General features: G+C 72.0%; 18 protein-coding genes. 9 read left to right on the top strand and 9 right to left on the bottom strand.

Annotated elements, in window-relative coordinates; all coding sequences use genetic code 11:
• Positions 1–71 precede the first annotated feature (71 nt).
• Together Q5694_RS13910 and Q5694_RS13905 are read right to left on the bottom strand one after the other, a co-directional pair.
• Positions 72–767 (bottom strand): GAF and ANTAR domain-containing protein, encoded by a 696-nt coding sequence (locus Q5694_RS13910; protein ID WP_333933173.1) that lies wholly within the window; start codon positions 765–767, stop codon positions 72–74.
• Between the two features lie 94 nt (positions 768–861).
• Entirely contained in the window at positions 862–1,746 is an 885-nt protein-coding gene (locus Q5694_RS13905) for a restriction endonuclease (protein WP_333933172.1), read from the bottom strand.
• 276 nt (positions 1,747–2,022) lie between these two features.
• On the opposite strand from Q5694_RS13905, the gene msrA reads away from it, so the two are divergent.
• Entirely contained in the window at positions 2,023–2,538 is a 516-nt protein-coding gene (gene msrA / locus Q5694_RS13900; RefSeq protein ID WP_333933171.1) for a peptide-methionine (S)-S-oxide reductase MsrA, read from the top strand.
• Positions 2,539–2,602: 64 nt separating this feature from the next.
• Here msrA and Q5694_RS13895 read toward each other — a convergent pair whose 3' ends face one another.
• Complete coding sequence (locus Q5694_RS13895; RefSeq protein ID WP_333933303.1) at positions 2,603–3,235, bottom strand: BlaI/MecI/CopY family transcriptional regulator; 633 nt, start codon at positions 3,233–3,235, stop codon at positions 2,603–2,605.
• A gap of 373 nt (positions 3,236–3,608) precedes the next feature.
• Here Q5694_RS13895 and Q5694_RS13890 point away from each other — a divergent pair, with 373 nt between their 5' ends.
• Positions 3,609–4,298: a TetR/AcrR family transcriptional regulator gene (locus tag Q5694_RS13890; protein WP_333933169.1), complete on the top strand. Its 690-nt coding sequence runs from the start codon at positions 3,609–3,611 to the stop codon at positions 4,296–4,298.
• A 73-nt stretch (positions 4,299–4,371) separates the two neighbouring features.
• Positions 4,372–5,958 (top strand): MDR family MFS transporter, encoded by a 1,587-nt coding sequence (locus tag Q5694_RS13885; protein ID WP_333933168.1) that lies wholly within the window; start codon positions 4,372–4,374, stop codon positions 5,956–5,958.
• 76 nt (positions 5,959–6,034) lie between these two features.
• Here Q5694_RS13885 and Q5694_RS13880 read toward each other — a convergent pair whose 3' ends face one another.
• On the bottom strand, positions 6,035–6,694 hold the full coding sequence (locus Q5694_RS13880; protein WP_333933167.1) for a CBS domain-containing protein: 660 nt from the start codon (positions 6,692–6,694) through the stop codon (positions 6,035–6,037).
• 311 nt (positions 6,695–7,005) lie between these two features.
• Between Q5694_RS13880 and Q5694_RS13875 the strand changes: the two genes are divergently transcribed.
• From Q5694_RS13875 to Q5694_RS13860, 4 genes are read left to right on the top strand one after another with little or no spacing between them, the layout of a single operon-like run.
• Positions 7,006–7,404: a hypothetical protein gene (locus Q5694_RS13875; protein ID WP_333933166.1), complete on the top strand. Its 399-nt coding sequence runs from the start codon at positions 7,006–7,008 to the stop codon at positions 7,402–7,404.
• Positions 7,401–8,306 (top strand): hypothetical protein, encoded by a 906-nt coding sequence (locus Q5694_RS13870; RefSeq protein ID WP_333933165.1) that lies wholly within the window; start codon positions 7,401–7,403, stop codon positions 8,304–8,306. Before Q5694_RS13875 ends, Q5694_RS13870 begins: the two co-directional genes overlap by 4 nt.
• A gap of 38 nt (positions 8,307–8,344) precedes the next feature.
• Complete coding sequence (locus Q5694_RS13865) at positions 8,345–8,890, top strand: roadblock/LC7 domain-containing protein (protein ID WP_333933164.1); 546 nt, start codon at positions 8,345–8,347, stop codon at positions 8,888–8,890.
• Between the two features lie 56 nt (positions 8,891–8,946).
• A complete protein-coding gene (locus tag Q5694_RS13860; RefSeq protein ID WP_333933162.1) occupies positions 8,947–9,321 on the top strand; it encodes a hypothetical protein in 375 nt (124 codons plus the stop codon).
• Positions 9,322–9,468: 147 nt separating this feature from the next.
• Here Q5694_RS13860 and Q5694_RS13855 read toward each other — a convergent pair whose 3' ends face one another.
• The 5 genes from Q5694_RS13855 to Q5694_RS13835 all read right to left on the bottom strand — a co-directional run bounded on the left by Q5694_RS13855 (position 9,469) and on the right by Q5694_RS13835 (position 15,665).
• Complete coding sequence (locus Q5694_RS13855; protein WP_333933161.1) at positions 9,469–9,963, bottom strand: lamin tail domain-containing protein; 495 nt, start codon at positions 9,961–9,963, stop codon at positions 9,469–9,471.
• Between the two features lie 142 nt (positions 9,964–10,105).
• Positions 10,106–11,470: an FAD-dependent oxidoreductase gene (locus Q5694_RS13850; RefSeq protein ID WP_333933160.1), complete on the bottom strand. Its 1,365-nt coding sequence runs from the start codon at positions 11,468–11,470 to the stop codon at positions 10,106–10,108.
• A 147-nt stretch (positions 11,471–11,617) separates the two neighbouring features.
• On the bottom strand, positions 11,618–14,356 hold the full coding sequence (locus Q5694_RS13845) for a SpoIIE family protein phosphatase (RefSeq protein ID WP_333933159.1): 2,739 nt from the start codon (positions 14,354–14,356) through the stop codon (positions 11,618–11,620).
• 120 nt (positions 14,357–14,476) lie between these two features.
• A complete protein-coding gene (locus Q5694_RS13840; protein ID WP_333933157.1) occupies positions 14,477–15,013 on the bottom strand; it encodes a hypothetical protein in 537 nt (178 codons plus the stop codon).
• Between the two features lie 28 nt (positions 15,014–15,041).
• On the bottom strand, positions 15,042–15,665 hold the full coding sequence (locus Q5694_RS13835) for an ATP-binding protein (protein WP_333933156.1): 624 nt from the start codon (positions 15,663–15,665) through the stop codon (positions 15,042–15,044).
• A gap of 241 nt (positions 15,666–15,906) precedes the next feature.
• On the opposite strand from Q5694_RS13835, the gene Q5694_RS13830 reads away from it, so the two are divergent.
• Entirely contained in the window at positions 15,907–16,137 is a 231-nt protein-coding gene (locus tag Q5694_RS13830) for a DUF397 domain-containing protein (protein ID WP_333933155.1), read from the top strand.
• A 142-nt stretch (positions 16,138–16,279) separates the two neighbouring features.
• Positions 16,280–17,194, top strand: coding sequence for a helix-turn-helix domain-containing protein (locus tag Q5694_RS13825; protein WP_333933154.1), 915 nt, complete (start codon positions 16,280–16,282; stop codon positions 17,192–17,194).
• Positions 17,195–17,300 lie beyond the last annotated feature (106 nt).

Genomic DNA, 17,300 nt, shown 5'->3' with positions numbered 1-17,300 from the left:
ATTCCCCCAGGGACGTCGCCCGGGGCCGGCTGTCCCTTCCTCTCCGTCCTGCGGCCGGGGCGGTGGAGGGTTCAGCTCCGCTCGTCGGCCCGATCGGCCCGGATGCGCTGGGCGATGTCGCGCAGCTTGACGTTGTGGTGCTGGGAGATGCGGCGCAGCACGCTGAAGGCGTCGTCCTCGGTCATGCCGTGGCGTTCCATGAGGATGCCCATGGCCTCGCCGATCGCGTGCCGGGTGTCCAGCGCGTGCTGGAGCTGGTCGATGGTGCGGGCGTCGGCCAGGGCGACGGCGGCGTGGGAGGCCAGGAGCCAGCCGGCGGTCTCCACGTCCTTGGTGAAGGTTCCCGGCCTGCGGGCGTAGAGGTTCAGAGCGCCGAAGTCCTCGTCGTGGGTGTAGAGCAGGACGCCGGTCATGCTGCCGATGCCCAGGTCACGGGCCGCGGCGGCGTAGCGCGGCCAGTGCTCCTGGGGTTCGGTCATGTCCGGGACGCGGAAGACCCGGTCCTCGTCGGCGCGGCGGGCGAGGTCGAAACACGGGCCCTCGGCCAGCTCGCCCTGGATGCGGTCCGAATCCTCGACCATGTCCCCGTACGAGGACAGCGTGATGGCCCGACCCTTGCGCACCGCGAGGATCCCGGCCGCGTCGCAGCCGTCGACCAGCCGTACCGCCGCTGCCGCGATCTCGTCGAGCGTCCCCTGAACGGAGTCCTGCTTCAGCAGGGTCCGGGCGAGCAGGGCCATCTCCTCGGCGAACTCACGCCATTCCATGCGCCACCGCCCGTGCTCGACCGCCTGTGCGGCCACCCTACCCACACGCGGGTGTGGATGGCTCATGCCACCACCGGGACGGCGGCGCCGCCGCTCAGCAGCCGCTGCCGTCGGCTGTGAGGTGCTGTGCGGTGCCCCGCGCCCCGTCCAGGGGAATGGTCGCCGCCAGATCCGCGTCCGACGCCCTCGGGTCCGCGCCCGTCGCCGTCAGGGCCGGGTCGGTTTCCCACGGGCGCGGGCCGGTGCCGTCCGTCCACGCCAGGAGCGCCTCCCGGTTCACGCAGACGATTCCGCACTGCTCGGCGTACTCCAGGGCCGGCGCGGTGAAGTCGCTGGTCGTGACGAGCACGGCGACGTCCGCCTCGTGCACCGTGAAGCAGGTGCCGCCGAAGCGCTGCAGGTCCTGGGAGCCGACCCGGTTGGTCTCGCAGTACTGCTTGCACTGCACCACGGCCCGGCGCCCGTCCGGCGTGACGGCCAGGACGTCGGCGCCCAGGTCCCCGGCGCCTCCGACGACCTCCACGGCGGAGCAGCCGTCGCGCTCGCAGAGGGCGGCGATCGCCTCCTCGAATCCCTCGGGGGTCAGTGCGTCGTAGTCGAGGACCGCTTCCGGCTGCTCGACGACGACCCCGCCGCGGCCGGTGACGACGTCCCCGGCCGGGCGCTGCCGGGGAACCGGCGGGGGAGCGTCCAGTGCGTGGGCCGCCTCACGGGCCGCCTCGTCGAGCGCGGTGGCGGCCCGGCGTGCGACCCTCGCCAGGCGCAGGCGGCGCCGCAGGCTCAGCAGGGCCGCCACGGCCAGGGCTATCAGGACGAACACCCACGCGGGACGCCGCTCGGCCGCGTCGGCCAGCGTGCGCAGGGCCAGCCCGACGACGACGAGGACCACGGCGAGGAAGACGAAGAACAGGGCGGTCGACCGAAGGTCGAACCGGTACCGGCGGTGCTCAGGCGGTGCGGGACGCACGGGTGCGGTCACGACTGCCCCCTCTCATGGGACCGATGGAAGATCACTTCCACCGTCTGCCCGAGATCGGGATCTTCACCGGTCCCCTCGTCCCGTGCGTCCCGCCACCCGGACCGGGCAACAACCCTGCCCCGTATGACGGTTGGTTGCGGGACGGACAGCGGGCCGACGGCCGGGACGTGCTCGGGTCGCGAACGTCGCAGCCCCGGTCCGTGACGCGATTGCCTCGATCCGTCGTCACCTGTCAGAATGGTGACGACGGACGGCTCGACAGAAAGGTGATGCGCCATGAGTGACGTCGAGGAGAGGGCGCTGCTCGCCGGTGGCTGCTTCTGGGGTATGCAGGAGCTGATCCGGTCGCTCCCCGGTGTGGTGCGCACCCGGGTCGGCTACAGCGGCGACGACGACAAGCCGCACCCCACCTACCGCGACCACGGCCGGCACGCCGAGTCGATCGAGATCGTCTTCGATCCCACGGCGACCGACTACCGCGCGATCCTGGAGTACTTCTTCCAGATCCACGACCCCACCACGAAGGACCGCCAGGGCAACGACATCGGGGTCAGCTACCGCTCGGCCATCTTCTACCTCGACGAGGAGCAGCGCCGCGTCGCGCAGGACACCATCGCCGACGTGGAGGCGTCGGGGCTGTGGCCGGGGCCGGTGGTGACCGAGGTCGTCCCGGCCGGCGAGTTCTGGGAGGCCGAGCCGGAGCACCAGGACTATCTGCAGCGCTACCCGGACGGCTACACCTGCCACTTCCCGCGTCCCGGCTGGCGGCTGCCCAAGCGCGCCGAGGTCTGAGACCGCGGCGGGACCGGGGAGGGGGACGCCCGTCCTCTCCTCGGTCGGCCGCCCGGGTCGGCCGTCAGCCCTCCTGCGGCTGCGGCTCCGGCTGCTTCTCGGGCTGGGTGAGGGTGTACATGACGGAGCGGCCCTGCTTGTGGCGCTGCACCTGACCCTTGGCGACCAGGTTCTCCAGTGTGTTCCGCACGACCTGCGGCGTGGGCGTGCGGTCGGGGTGCTTCTCCATGAGCTCCTCGCGCAGTTCCTTCGCCAGACGCGGTTCGTCGTGGCCACCGAGTTGATCCGTCAGCAGATCACCGAGCAGCGGTTGCGAAGCGGGCTTGGGGCGCGCCCGCTTGGCCTTGCGCCCACCGGACTCGTCCTTGGCCCTGGACGTACGGCGCCCGTCCTTCGCCTTCGGTGCGCGGCGTCCGTCCTTGCCCTGCGGTGCAGTCGGCTGGTCGGCGGCCTTCCGCGCACCGATCTGATCCCTGGCCTTCGGCAGACTCGGCTCGTCCTTGGCCTGCTCGGGAAGCACCGGGACGTCCGGGGAGCCCTCGGCGAGCCTGAGGATGTCCGCCAGGAGTTCCTCCTCCTGCTTGAGGACGGCGATCCGCTCGGTCAACTCCCGCTGGAGCCGGCGGTTCTCCTCAAGGTCCGACGCGGCCTGTTCCACGTAGCGTGCCCGGAGCGTGGAAGCTGGTTGGCTGGTCACATCGCTGCCCTCCTCGACAAAAATGGTGTTGCGCATGGTACTCACACCCGCGCCGCACGGGTTGGCGGACGAGTGGTTCGGCCGAACGCGAAGTTGACACATGTCCGGGACGTCCGGTCCTCGCGGGTGTGACCGGTCGCCCCGCCGCGGAGCTCACCACACACGGTGGCTCGGCACCTCGGGTGCGCTCCCGTTCCTCCGGTCGCGGGGCGCGTCACGCACACGGCGGGAGATCCGGCCCCGCACACGTCCCACCCGGTGGCCGTAGCCCGACGTCTCGTGGCCGGCCGGCCCTCCCGTTGCCCGAGTCACCGGCCCGATCAGCGGCCCCCGCGCTTTTTGCAGACTCTGCATCTTTGCGTAGCATGCAAATATGACGGACGGGAACCCGGCACCCACCGGGCTGCGCGAGCGCAAGAAGCAGGCCACCCGAGCCGCCCTGGTGACGGCGGCGGTACGGCTCGCGGCGGAGCAGGGCGCCGAGAACGTGACCGTGGACGCGATCAGCGAGGCCGCCGGTGTGTCCACCCGCACGTTCTTCAACTACTTCGACTCACGTGACGACGTCTTCGTGATGATCGGCGCCGAGTCGAGTGCACGGGTCAGGCGAGCCGTCCTCACGGCGCCCCCCGGCACCGCCCCGCTGGACGCACTGCGCGACGCCATCGCCGCCGAACTCGCGGAGATCGAACAGCACCAGGAACTGTGGCGCCTGCACTCCGAGGTGCTGCGCCGCTCCCCGCACCTGCTCGCCCGCAGCATCGGCGCCCACATGGCGGACGAACTCGCCCTGGCCGAAACACTTGCCGAACGCGTCGGCGCCGGCTCGCCGCTCTTCTCCGGGGAGCGCACCGACCCCGCCTCGCCGGACGACCAGCGCCGCAGGCGGGCCCTCGGCCTCTACCCGCGCCTGCTGGCCGCCGTCGGCGTCACCGCCGTACGGGTCGCCGTCGAGCACTGGTGCGTGCGGCAGGACGACACCGTCTTCGCGGACGTCTTCCGCGAGACCTTCGACCACCTCGCGGCGGGCCTGCCCGGCCCGCCGCCGGCGGACGGCGACTGACGAGTCCGCCACCCACTGCGAAAGAGATGATGTGACTTCTTCAGCGGCGCCCGCCGAGGCGCCTGTGTCCGCCATGTCCAACCGTCGGATACTCCAGGCCATGTCGGGGCTGATGGCGGGCATGTTCGTCGCCATCCTGGCGGGCACGGTGGTGTCCAACGCCCTGCCCAGGATCATCGCCGACCTCGGTGCCAGCCAGTCCTCGTACACCTGGGTCGTCACCGCCGAGCTGCTGGCCATGACGGCGACCGTGCCCCTGTGGGGCAAGCTGTCCGACCTGTACAACCAGAAGCTGCTGCTGCAGCTCTCCCTCGGCCTGTTCGTCGTCGGTTCACTGCTGGCCGGCTTCTCCCACGACGTGGGGCTGCTCATCTTCAGCCGCGTGGCCCAGGGCATCGGCGCGGGCGGCCTGACCGCGCTGGCGCAGGTCGTGATGGCGGCGATCATCCCGCCTCGGCGCCTGGGCAAGTACGCGGGCGTCTTCGGTGCCGTCTTCGCCGTGGGCACCGTCGCCGGACCGCTCATCGGCGGCGTCCTGGTGGACACCTCCTGGCTCGGCTGGCGCTGGTGCTTCTTCATCGGCGTGCCCTTCGCCCTGCTCGCCATCGCCCTGCTCCAGCGCACGCTGAAGCTGCCCACGGTCCGTCGCGAGGCGAAGATCGACTACCTGGGCGCCTTCCTGATCGTCGCCGGCGTGTGCGCCCTGCTGATCTGGGTCACGCTCGCGGGCAACGAGTTCGACTGGGCGTCGTGGCAGACCGCGGCGCTCACCGGCGGGGGAGTGGCGCTGCTGGTCGCCGCCGTGTTCGTGGAGGCCAGGGTCGCCGAGCCGGTCATCCCGCTGGGCATCTTCCGCAACCGCACCGTGGCCCTGACCACGATCGCCAGCCTCTTCGTCGGCCTGGCGATGTTCGGCGGGACGGTCTTCCTGTCGCAGTACTTCCAGGTGTCCCTCGGCAAGTCCCCGACGATCGCCGGTCTGATGAGCCTGCCCATGATCATGGGCCTGCTGCTCTCGTCCACCGTCGCCGGGCAGATCATCAGCGCGACGGGCCGGTGGAAGGCGTACCTGGTCGCGGGCGGCGTCACCATGACCGCCGGACTCGCCCTGCTCTCCACGATCGGCGCCGACACGCCCTTCGGCCTGCTCAGCCTGTACATGGCCATCATGGGCATCGGCGTCGGCATGCTGATGCAGAACCTGGTCCTGGCCGCGCAGAACGACGTCCCCGCGGCCGAACTCGGCGCCGCGACCTCCGTGCTGTCCTTCTTCCGCAGCATGGGCGGCACCATCGGGACCAGTGTGCTCGGCGCGATCCTCGCCAACCGCGTCGCCTCCGAGATGACCACGGGCCTGGCGCGCGCCGGTGCCGCCACGGGCGGGACCGAGGGCGCAGGACGGGCCGGACACGGCGGCGTACCCGACATGACCACCCTGCCCGCGCCGATCCGGGACATCGTGGAGCACGCCTACGGGGTCGCCACCGCCGAACTGTTCCTCGTCGCCACGCCCTTCGCGGCGCTCGCGCTGGTGGCCGTGCTGTTCGTCAAGGAGAAGCCGCTGAAGACCACCAGCGGCATGGAACGGCTCTCGGAGGAGTCCGCGCACACGCCGACGCCCGGGACCGGCCCCCGCCCGCGCGTCGACGCCGAGGTCTGACCGCGGGAGAACACCGGGGGAGCGGCGCAGGGGGGAATCCGCCGTGCGCCGCTTCCCTCCGCCCGGTGCTCGGACGTCAGCCGGACGGCCCCTCACGGCCTGTGCCGGGCCCCGGCCGGAACTCGACGGCCACGACTCCGTCGACGTCACGGCACAGTTCCTCCAGCCGTGGGACCGCGTCCGGCGAGGAGAGCCGGCCACTGAGCACGACATGGCCGTGCGCCACGTCGACCTGCACGGAGGACGGCGCTTCGCCCAACTCCTTGACCAGGACCTCCTCGACGATCTCGGTGCGGATGGCCTGGTCGGCCCGGAGGAACACCCGCAGCAGGTCGCTCCGGCTCACCACGCCGACCAGCCGTCCGTCGTCGTCGACGACGAGGAGCCGCTTGATGCGGTGCCGGGCCATCAGCCGGGCCGCGTCCACGACGCTCCAGTCCTCCCGGGCGCACAGGGCCGGTGCCGTCATCAGTCCCGCCGCATCGGTGGCGCGCGCCTTGGCCGCCCGGGGAAAGCCGCCCTCCCCGTCCGTGTCGTCCTCCTCCTGCCCGTCCCACATCTTGTACAGCAGGTCCGCCTCCGACACGACGCCCACCGGACGGTTCTGCTCGTCCACCACGGGCACCGCCGTGATGTCGTACTCCTGCAGCAGGTGGGCGATCTCCTTGAACGGCGTGCCGCCCTGCACCCGGACGACCGCCTCGCTCATCAGGTCGCGCACCTCATGGTGGTTCATCGGGCGTTCCTTTCTGGCCTTCTCCCCCTGAACTTAGCCTCCCGGGGCCCGGGGCGAGTCGAGCGCGCGCACGCGGTGACCATGCCGCCGTGAGGCCGGGCCCGGCCCCTCGGCGGCCCGGGCGGCTCTCTCCGGCCGTTCGTGATCGAAAACGTCCCTTTCTGCCCGCTCGGGACCGGGTCCGCTCGCCTCGTTCCGGTTCGCTGCACATTCCCTTGGAAAATGCCAAAGCGTTCCCGTGGCCCCGAGCACCGTGCGTAATGTCGTGCTCACGTTCGCGGGAACGGCCGTGCAGGGGGAGGGGATCCGGCGTGCCCGGAATCGACGAGAGTCTGCTGGAAGCCATGCGGCTGCCCGGTGCCCGGGGGGCGTCGGTGGTCGACTGGATCAGTGGTCTTGCGCTGGGCGCGGTGGGTGACGCGCCGGGCGGCGACGCGGAGGCGACGGCGGCGGAGACCGCCGAACTCGCCCGGCTCGCCACCGAGAGCGTCGCCCTGGCCGGCGGCGACCCGGACGGCGGCACGGACAAGGAGCCGCCCGTGCAGGACCTCATCGTGACGAACACCGACTCGTACCACCTCATCAGGTTCGTCACCACGCCCTTCGAGAGCACCGTCTTCGTGCACCTGTGGCTCGACCGCACGGACGGCAACCTGGCCCTGGCCCGCATCCGGCTGGCCGAGATGGCGGACGGACTGGTGCTCGGATGATCATGCCGCTGCTGACCTCACGCACCGACGAACCGGCGTCGGTCCGGCTCGCAGGTCTCGCGGAGCGGGGCGCGAGCGGCGCCCTGTCCACCGAGTCCGGGATCTTCTACCTGGCGGACGGACGCATCGTCCATGTCGAGTCCGCGGTCACGCCCGACCTCGGCGACCTGCTCACCCACAGCGGAGCCCTCGACGCGGACGGCTGGTGGGAGGCGATCGACCGGGCGGGGCGCGGCTGCCGGGTCGGCCGGCAACTCGTGGACAGCGGCCGGCTCGCCGCCGGCGCACTGGAGCTGTGCCACCTCGGCGCCCTCTTCGACGCCGCGTACTTCGTCCTCACACACGACGGTCCGGCCCTGCGCTTCCGCCCCGGTGTCGCCCACTGGCTCGGCTCCGTGCGGCCCGTGCCGGTCGACACGGTCCTGCGCGAGTCCGCACGCCGGCGCGAACTGCTGCAGCGCATATGGCCCGAGCCCGCCATCGACCGCGACCCGCTCACCCGGGTGCCGGGGGCGTCGGCGGACCTGCCGCCCCGGCGCGGCCGGATCCTGGCCCAGGTCGACGGCGTGCGCACCGCCGCACAGATCGCCACCGCCCTCGCCTGCCGCACGTTCCACACGCTGGTCGAGCTGCGCCGGCTGGCCGCCGCCGGCCTGGTCGTCTCGGCGGGCCCCACGCCCACCGCACCCACTGCACCCCCGGCGCCCCCGGGCTCCGTCCCCGTCGTACCGCCCGCCGCCTCCCCGCCGCCCGCGGGCCCCGCCCCGCTCCTGCCGCCCCCCACAGCCCCCGCTCCCGCCCCCGCGTCCACCGCGCCGGTCAGCACCCCCCTCACCGTGGTGCCGGACGAGCCCGACACCGCACTGCTGCGACGGCTCCTGCACGCCCTGGAGGCACTGTGATCCGCGCGCGACGTCAGCGTGCCGAAAGGAGACTGCTCATGGCCGTCGAGACCGACGTCCTGGACGAACTGCGCCGGCTCCGCACCCGCATCCCGCGGCTGACCGGTTCCCTCGCGGCCACCGTCGACGGACTCGTCCTCGCCCACGACGTGCCGGAGACCGAACCCGAAGGACTCGCCGCGCTCACCGCCGCCGCCCTCGGCGTCGCCCACCGCATGACCGACGCGGCCGCCCGCGGAGACTTCCGCGAACTGCTGGTGCGCGGCACCCGCGGCTACGTCGCCACCTACGCGGCCGGCACCACCGCGGTCCTCACCCTGCTCGCCGAGGACCGCGTCAACGTCGGCCGTCTCCACCTGGAGGGCCGCCGCAGCGGGGCCCGCATCGCCGACCTGGTGACCACCCGGGTCGGCCCCGGAACCGGGCGCCACGCGGACCGGGCCGCGCGGACACCCGGCGCCGCACCCCGCTCGGCACTCGGGGAGCACCTGACGCCCCCGCCCACGGCCCGGCCCATCGGCACCCTCCCGGTGCGCACCCCGCAGCGGCCGACCCACCAGCCGCGCCCGCAGCCCGGCAACTGAGCCACCGACCCCCCCGACCGACCCGAAGCAGAAGACCCAAGGAAAGGAACGAGCGCATGGCCAACACGGAGACCGCGCTGAAGGAATGCCTGAGCTCCATCGACGGCGCGACGGCGGCGGCCCTCGTCGACTACACCAGCGGCATGGCCCTGGGCACCCTGGGCGGCACCAAGGACTTCGACCTGGAGATCGCCGCCGCGGGCAACACCGACGTCGTACGGGCCAAGCTGCGCACCATGGAGCACCTCGGCCTGAAGGAGGAGATCGAGGACATCCTCATCACCCTGAACACCCAGTACCACCTGATCCGCCTGCTCAAGGGACGTGGCGGCAGCGGGCTGTTCCTGTACCTCGTGCTGGACGGCAGCCGCGCCAATCTCGCGATGGCCCGTCACCAACTGCGCCGCGTCGAGGCCGAGCTGGAGGTCTGACCCGGCACCAGCGGACGGGAGCCCTCCGCCGCGGACACGCCGCGGAGGGCCCCGGCCTGCCGTCCGGCCTCTTCACGGTTCACATCATTCCGACGGCTCGGCCGCGCCCCGGTGATCCGGACCCGCGCCCGGCCGGCCGGCGGAGAATCAGCCGTGGTAGGTGATGTACCCGTTGCCGTCCGCGTCGGAGCCGCTCCTGGTGTACGAGTGCACGTCGGCACGGCTGCCGGACGGCTTGTACACGTAGATCGTGTCCTTGTCGTTGTTCCACATGAAGTTGCAGTTGTCGCGGTACACGACGTTGCCGGCGTCGGAGTCCGTGCCGTTGCCGCCGCGCAGCTTCACGTGGTCGCCCGGCTGGAGGGTGTGGCTCGCGGTGAAGGTGAACCTGTTCCCCGCGGCGTCCTTCACGACGTACCCCTTGAGGTCGACGGTCGTGGACCGCGAGTAGTTCTTGATGGCCAGGTACTCCTCCTTGGTGTTGCCTCCGGAGCAGCGGTTGGAGTCCCTGCCGGGAGCGTCGTACTGGATCCCGCGGATCTTCAGCGCCGAGTTGTACTCGGCGGCGTGGGCCGGGACCGCCGTCAGGGCGGCCAGGGCCCCGGCCGCGACGGCGGTGGTGGCGGCAAGGCGTATACGCATGGACGTTCGTCCCCCCTGCATGGCCTTCGGGTGAAGGCGATGTGTCGGTTCGGTGAAGCATCCGGATCGTACACGCTTCAAGTACGCGAAAGGGCGGGTCCGGTGACATTGCCACAGGACCCGCCCCGCGGGTGCAGAAAGGTCAGGCGCCGCTGGCGTCGAGCATGTCCTCACGCTCGACGATCTTCACGCGCTCGCGCCCCTCGGGCTCGCCCAGCGCCTTCTCCGCGGCGTCCAGCCGGTACCACCCCTCCCAGGTGGTGTAGCGGATGTTCCGCTCGGCGAGGAAGGCGTCCACGGCCTCGGGGCCGGGGGAGGCCGGCGTGTGCAGCCGGTCGTTCGCGAAGTCGTCCAGGAGGTTCGCGACGGTCTCGTTCGCGTCGCCCTTGGTGTGCCCGATCAGGCCCACGGGGCCGCGCCGGATCCAGCCGGTGACGTACGTCGACTGCAGGTGCTCGCCGGACTCCTGCACCACCCGGCCGCCCCGGTCCGGGACCGTGCCGGAGTCGAGGTCCCAGGGCAGCTTCGGGAGCTTGTCGGACAGGTAGCCGACCGCGCGGTAGACCGCGCCGACGTCCCAGGTCTTGAACGTGCTCGTGCCCCTGACGTTGCCGGTGCCGTCCAGCTCGGTGCGCTCGGTGCGCAGACCGACGACCCTGCCGTCCTCGCCGAGGATCTCCACCGGGGACTCGAAGAAGTGCAGGAAGAGCTTGTGGGGGCGGTCGCCCGCATCGCGGATCGCCCAGTTCTCCAGGGTCTTGGCGACCATGTCGGCCTGCTTGTTGCCGCGCCGGGTCGCGATCGAGCCCTCGTCGTAGTCGATGTCCTCGGGGTCGACGATGACCTCGATGTTCGGCGAGTGGTCCAGCTCGCGCAGCTCCATGGGGCTGAACTTGGCCTGCGCCGGGCCCCGGCGGCCGAAGACGTGGATCTCCTTGGCCCGGTTGGCTTTCAGGCCCTCGTACACGTTCTGCGGGATCTCCGTCGGCAGCAGTTCGTCCGCCGTCTTGGCGAGGATGCGCGCGACGTCGAGCGCGACGTTGCCGACGCCGAGCACGGCCACCTTCTCCGCCTCCAGCGGCCAGGTGCGCGGCACGTCCGGGTGGCCGTCGTACCAGGACACGAAGTCCGCCGCCCCGTACGAGCCGTCGAGGTCGATGCCGGGGACGGACATCGCCCGGTCGGCCATGGCGCCGGTGGCGAAGATCACACCGTCGTAGAAGGCCCGCAGGTCGTCCAGGCCGATGTCGGTGCCGTAGTCGACGTTGCCGAACAGCCGGATCTGCGGCTTGTCGAGCACCTGGTGGAGGGCGGTGATGATGCCCTTGATCCGCGGGTGGTCGGGAGCGACGCCGTAGCGGATCAGTCCGAACGGCGCCGGCATGCGCTCGAAGATGTCGACGGACACGCCGGGTTCGGTGGCCACCTCGGACTTGAGCAGGGCGTCGGCGGCGTAGATCCCGGCGGGGCCGGATCCGACGATGGCGACCCGCAGGGGGCGGGGCATGGTCAGGTTCCCTTCGAGCGGCGACAAGCGATCTCACCGGGAAGCCTAAACTAAGGCAAGCCTAAGTCGGTATGCGGGTCCGGTCTATGGCCTCATAAGCCGATCTTATGACACCCTCCTGCTGTCGCTTATGGCAGGGGGTTCCGCTCAGGGCAGCGGCAGTTCCGCCCAGATCACCTTCCCGGCGGGCAGATACCGCGTCCCCCAGCGCTCGGCGAGCTGTGCCACCAGGAACAGGCCCCGGCCGCCCTCGTCGGTCATGGTCGCGTACCGCAGGTGCGGCGAGGTGCTGCTGTTGTCGAACACCTCGCAGATCAGCTGGCGGTCGCGCAGCATCCGCACGTGGATGGGCGCGCCCCCGTAGCGGATGGCGTTGGTGACCAGTTCGCTGAGGATCAGTTCGGTGCTGAACGCCAGCTCGTCCAGCCCCCAGGCGGCCAGCTGCCGGGTGACCGCCGCGCGCACCTCGCCCACGGCCGCCGGGTCGGAGGGGACCGGCCACTCGGCGACCTGGTCCGCGGCCAGGGCCCGGGTGCGGGCCACGATCAGCGCGATGTCGTCGCTGGAACGTGCCGTGAGCTTCGAGTCGAGCACGGTCCGGCAGGTGTCCTCGGGGGACCGCCCGGCCCGGCCCAGCGCCTCGCGCAGCATCTCCAGACCGACGTCGATGTCCCGCTCCCGGTCCTCGACCAGCCCGTCGGTGTACAGCACGAGCCGGCTGCCCTCGGCGAGCTCCAGCTCCGCCGTCTCGAACGGAAGGCCGCCCAGCCCCAGCGGGGGTCCGGCCGGCACCTCGGGGAACTCCACCCGGCCGTCCGGGTGGATCAGGGCGGGCGGCGGATGCCCGGCCCGGGCCACGGTGCAGCGCCGCGAGACGGGGTCGTACACGGCGTACAGGCAGGTCGCGCCGGTGACCGGGGCGCTGCCCTCCTCCTCCGTCTCGTCCTGGTCGATCCGTCCCACCAACTCGTCGAGCAGCGCGATGAGTTCCTCGGGCGGCAGATCGAGGGCGGAGAAGTTGTGCACGGCGGTGCGCAGCCGGCCCATGGTGGCCGCCGCGTGCAGGCCGTGCCCGACGACGTCCCCCACCACGAGCGCGACCCGGGCCCCCGACAGCGGCAGGACGTCGAACCAGTCGCCGCCCACCCCGGCCTGGGCCGGCAGATAGCGGTAGGCGACTTCCAGGGCGCCCTGCTCGGGCAGGTTCCTCGGGAGCAGGCTGCGCTGCAGCGTCACCGCCATGCTGTGCTCGCGGGTGTAACGGCGGGCGTTGTCGATGGACACGGCGGCCCGTGCGACCAGTTCCTCGGCCAGCGCCAGCTCGTCCTCGTCGAAGGGCTCCGGCTTCTCGTAGCGCCAGAAGCTCACCACGCCCAGCACCAGCGCCCCCGCGCGCAGCGGCACCGTGATCAGGGAGTGGATGCCGAACTGCACGATCTGCGCGGAACGCTCCAGGTCCTGTGCCTGCCACCCGGGGGCCTCGTCCAGGCGGGGCTCCAGCACGGGCCGGCCGGTCGCGAGGCTGCGGCCCTGCGGGGAGGTCTCGACGAACCGGATCCGCTCGCCGACGGGGTAGAGCGGGGCGTCCTTACGGATGCCGCTGAGCGCCGTGCGGCTGAGGGCGGCCGCCGCGTCCGGCTGCCCGCCGCCCAGGACGGCGTCGAACAGGTCCACGGTGACGAAGTCGGCGAACCTCGGCACGGCCAGCTCCGCCAGTTCCTCGGCGGTACGGGTCACGTCCAGGCTCGTCCCGATGGCCACCCCGGCGTCGTACAGCATGTTGAGCCGTTCCCGCGCGGTCTCCGCCCGTCCGGACAGGGCCCGCAGTTCCGTGGAGTCGCGCAGGGTGGCGACGCTGCCGGGCGGGACGCCCGCGCGGTCGGTGGTGCGCTGGTTGACGGCCAGCAACCGGTCCCCGACGAGATGCACCTCGTCCGTGGCGACGCGCCCCGAGGCCAGCAGGTCGGCGGTGCCGGGGTCGAGGCCCAGGCCGAGGACGTGCCGGCCCTCCGCGTCGGCGGGCAGCGACAGCAGGCGGTGGGCTTCGTCGTTGGCGAGCACCAGGGTGCCCTCGTCGTCGACGATGAGCACGCCCTCACGGACGGCGTGCAGGACGGCGTCGTGGTGTTCGTACATCCGGGTCATCTCATGCGGCCCGAGCCCGTGGGTCTGGCGCAGCAGGCGGCGGCTCACCAGCGCGGCTCCCGCGGTGGCCAGGGCGAGCGCGACCGCAGCGGCGGACACCACGAGAGGCAGCTGACGGTCGGCCGTACCCCCGACGTTCTTGGTCGTGATGCCCGCCGACACCAGGCCGACGACCCTGCCGTCGGCCGGATCCGTGACCGGCACCACCGCCTGCACCAGCGGTCCGAGGGTGCCGTCGATCTCCTCGGTCACGGCCTCACCGGCCAGCGCCGGGGCCAGGGTGCCGACGAACTCCCTGCCGATGCGGTCCGGCTTGGGATGCGTGTAGCGGATCCCCTCGGTGTTCATCACGACGATGAAGTCGACCTTCGACCGCCGGCGGGCCGCCTCGGCACGCGGCTGGAGCGCGGCCGTGGGATCGGAACTCTCCAGTGCCTCGATGACACCGGGCGAGTTGGCGAAGGTCTCCGCGACGGCGAGCGAGCGGTTGCGGGCCTCCTGCGTCGTGTCGTGCCGGACCTGCAGCACGAGCGCCACGACGGCCGCCACGACCAGCAGCAGCACGATCACCACGACCAGCAGGAACACCTGACCGGCGACGCTGCGGCCGCCCAGCACCGATCGCAGCCCCGTCACCGGCTGCCGCCGCGCCGGACCCGTCTTGGGCCGCTGTCGCGCGGACGGCGCAGCGCCGGGGCGCAGGGGCGACCGGGTTCCGGATCGACCCGGGAGTCGGACCATGTGCCATGTCTACACTGCGCGGCTCCGCGAGGCGAGGGGCGTCGCCCGTGGCGGCAACGGGCCCTCACCGTTTCATCACTTCTCGCCCGAGGGGCCGTTCCCGCACACCGTACGACGGACTCAGCCGCCCAGGGACCGCGCCAGCTCCGTCGTCGCCCGGGCGATCTCGCCGTCCTCGTCGGACATCAGCCGTCCGAGCTCGTCCCGCCGGGCCCGCACCGCCTGGCGTGCCGCGCGCTCCCACACCACGGGGTTCTCCCGGTGGTTCAGCAGCTTCGGGTAGACGGCGGCGGTGCTCTCCCACTGCCGGGCGTCGGCGATGCACTTGAGGAGCTGGATGATCTGGGCGCGGACGGTCACCTGCGGCAGCTTCGCCAGCTCCCACAGGAACGGGACCGTCGCCGCCGTCGCCTGCTCCACGACGAAGCCGAACTGGCAGATCCGTTTCCTCAGGTCCTCGAAGGCGCACCGGGCCGTCTCGGCGTCACCCCAGGCGATGCCGTTCAGCAGGACCGGAATGGCCGCCGCCGAGCCCGTGGAGTCCTGGATGTCGCCCCACGGCACACGGTCCAGTGCCGTCAGTGGCGTGGTGCGGGCCACCCCGGTCGGGGCGTCGGGGCGCTCGCTGCTCGGGTGTTCCGTCGAAGCGCTGCGCATGGCGAGAGGCCTTTCCGCGGCAGTCGGGTCAGAGGGGCGGTCGAGTGGTGGGCGGGCAGGAGTAGGGAGGCGGGGTCAGGGGGAAGCGCGTGGGCAGCTTGGCCCAGACGGTCTTGCCGGCCGGGGGAGTGGGGGCCCACCCCCAGGCGTCCGACAGGGCGTCGACGATGCACAGCCCCCGGCCGCTCTCCTCCAGGGCGACGCCGGCCGGCGCGCACAACGGCGGGCGGTCGTCGCCGTCGGAGACCGTGACCAGAAGGTGCGTCGGTTCCAGGACGAAGCCGAGCCGGATCTCCGCGGCGGCCCCCTTGCGCGAGGGCGCCGGCGCCGCGTGCGTCGCGGCGTTCGCGGCGAGCTCGGTGACGACCAGCGTGGTGTCGTCGCAGCAGTGGTCGAGCGACCACGTGTGCAACGTGTCCCGGGTGAAGGACCGGGCCCGGGCGAAACCCTCCCGGCTGCACTCCACGCGCAGCGCGGCCGAGGCGGCCAGGGCGCCCGCGTACTGCGGCGGCGTCCCCGGCACCGACGGCGGTGCCCCGTACGGCGTCGTCGTGTCCGGACCCGGCGACGGGTCGTGGCGCGGTCCGGGTGCGCCGGTGCGCGCCCCGGCCTCGCCGGGCTGCCGGAGCACGGGCTGCGCAGGTGATGACACGGCATCTCCCCGATGCGACGTCAGGACGGGGCGCCAGCACGGGGGTTGACGCCGCAGCTATTATCCACGCTGACGGCGCTCGCGTGCAATTGCACGAGAAATTGCGTGAGATTCAAGCCGAGGCGGGTACGCAAGCCGAGGCGTGAAGCCGAGGCGGGTCCGGCCGAAGGGACGGGACCCGGCTCGGCCCGACGGCCGGGCACACCGCGCGGCGGGGAACGAGAACAGCAAGGAGACTGCGGTGCCACCAGTCAGGAACGGAGTGCAGGCAAGCTCGTTGGACGCCTGCTGGATCAAGAGCCGGCACAGCAACGCCGAGGGCAACTGCGTCGAGGTGGCCCCCCTCGTGGACGGGGGGATCGCGGTCCGCAACTCCCGTGACCCCGACGGGCCCGCGCTTGTCTACACGGCGGCGGAGGTGGCGGCCTTCCTGGCCGGGGCGAAGGACGGCGAGTTCGACCACCTGGTCTGAGAGGCCCTTCCCGGTCGAGTCGGCGCGCAGGAAGCGGAGCTCAACCCGTCTTTTCTGCACGGCTGTTGCGGGCGGATGCGTGAAGGCCCGGTGAAGTGCGATAGTGTAAGTCGCCCTTGTGCCGGTCTCGCTGGGAGTCAGGATGTCCGCCGCGTCGCATCGCATCTCCCGTCTGGAACCCTACCTGGACAGGCCCGAGCCGGCGCCGACTCTGCTCAAGATGCTGGTCGGTGTGCAGCTCGCGGGCTTCCGTGAGGATGCCGGGCTGGCCCAGGACCAGGCGGCGCGCGCAGTCGGCTTCAGTGCCGCGAAGCTGTCCCGCATCGAGTCGGGCAAGGGCCGCCGCCCTCCGACGGAGAACGACGTCCGTGCGCTGCTCCAGCTGTACGGCACCGACGACTACGAGGCATCGGTGCTGCTCAAACTGCTGCAGCGCGCAGGCGAGCCGGGCTGGTGGCAGCGCTACGACAAGCGGCTGATGCCCGAGTGGTTCGACCGCCTGGTCGGCTTGCAGGAGGCCGCCGCCACCATCCGTACCTTCGAGATCCAGTACGTCCCCGGTCTGCTGCAGACACCCGCCTACACCAGGGCCGTGGTCGAGCGCGGTCTGCCGAACGCCCCGGCGAGCGAGGTCGAGCGACGCGTCGAACTGCGCCGGCACCGGGCCCGGTTGCTGCTGCGCTCCGACGCGCCCCAGCTGTGGGCGGTCATCGACGAGTCGGTGCTGCTGCGCGTGCTCGGGTCCCCCGAGGTGATGCGTGAACAGCTCGGCCACCTCATCGAGATGGCCGAGCGTCCCAACGTGACGCTGCAGGTCGTGCCGTTGAGCGTCACCAACGCCTCGGCGCCCGCCATTCCGATCACCTATCTGCGCTTCGGCGGCCTCGACCTGCCCGACGTGGTCTACCTGGAGCACATCAAGAGCGCGAACTTCCTCGAGGACCGTGACGAGACGGAGGAGTACCGGATCGCGCTCGACCGTCTCGCCGACGAGGCGCTCAAGCCCCGGGACAGCCTCGAACTGCTCCGCCAGACGATGGAGCAGCGCTACCCCTGACGCGAAACCGCCCCTCGGCGGGGTGACGCGAGAGCGTCCCCGGCGGGGGGCGCACGTCTGCCCGTGGCGGCGGGAGCGTGCAGGGGGAGGACGCGGAACTGCCTCA

The organism is Streptomyces sp. AHA2, assembly GCF_036857595.1.
GTDB lineage: Bacteria > Actinomycetota > Actinomycetes > Streptomycetales > Streptomycetaceae > Streptomyces.
The sequence above is the reverse complement of the archived record's forward strand: the minus strand, read 5'-3'. Positions and strand labels throughout refer to the sequence as shown.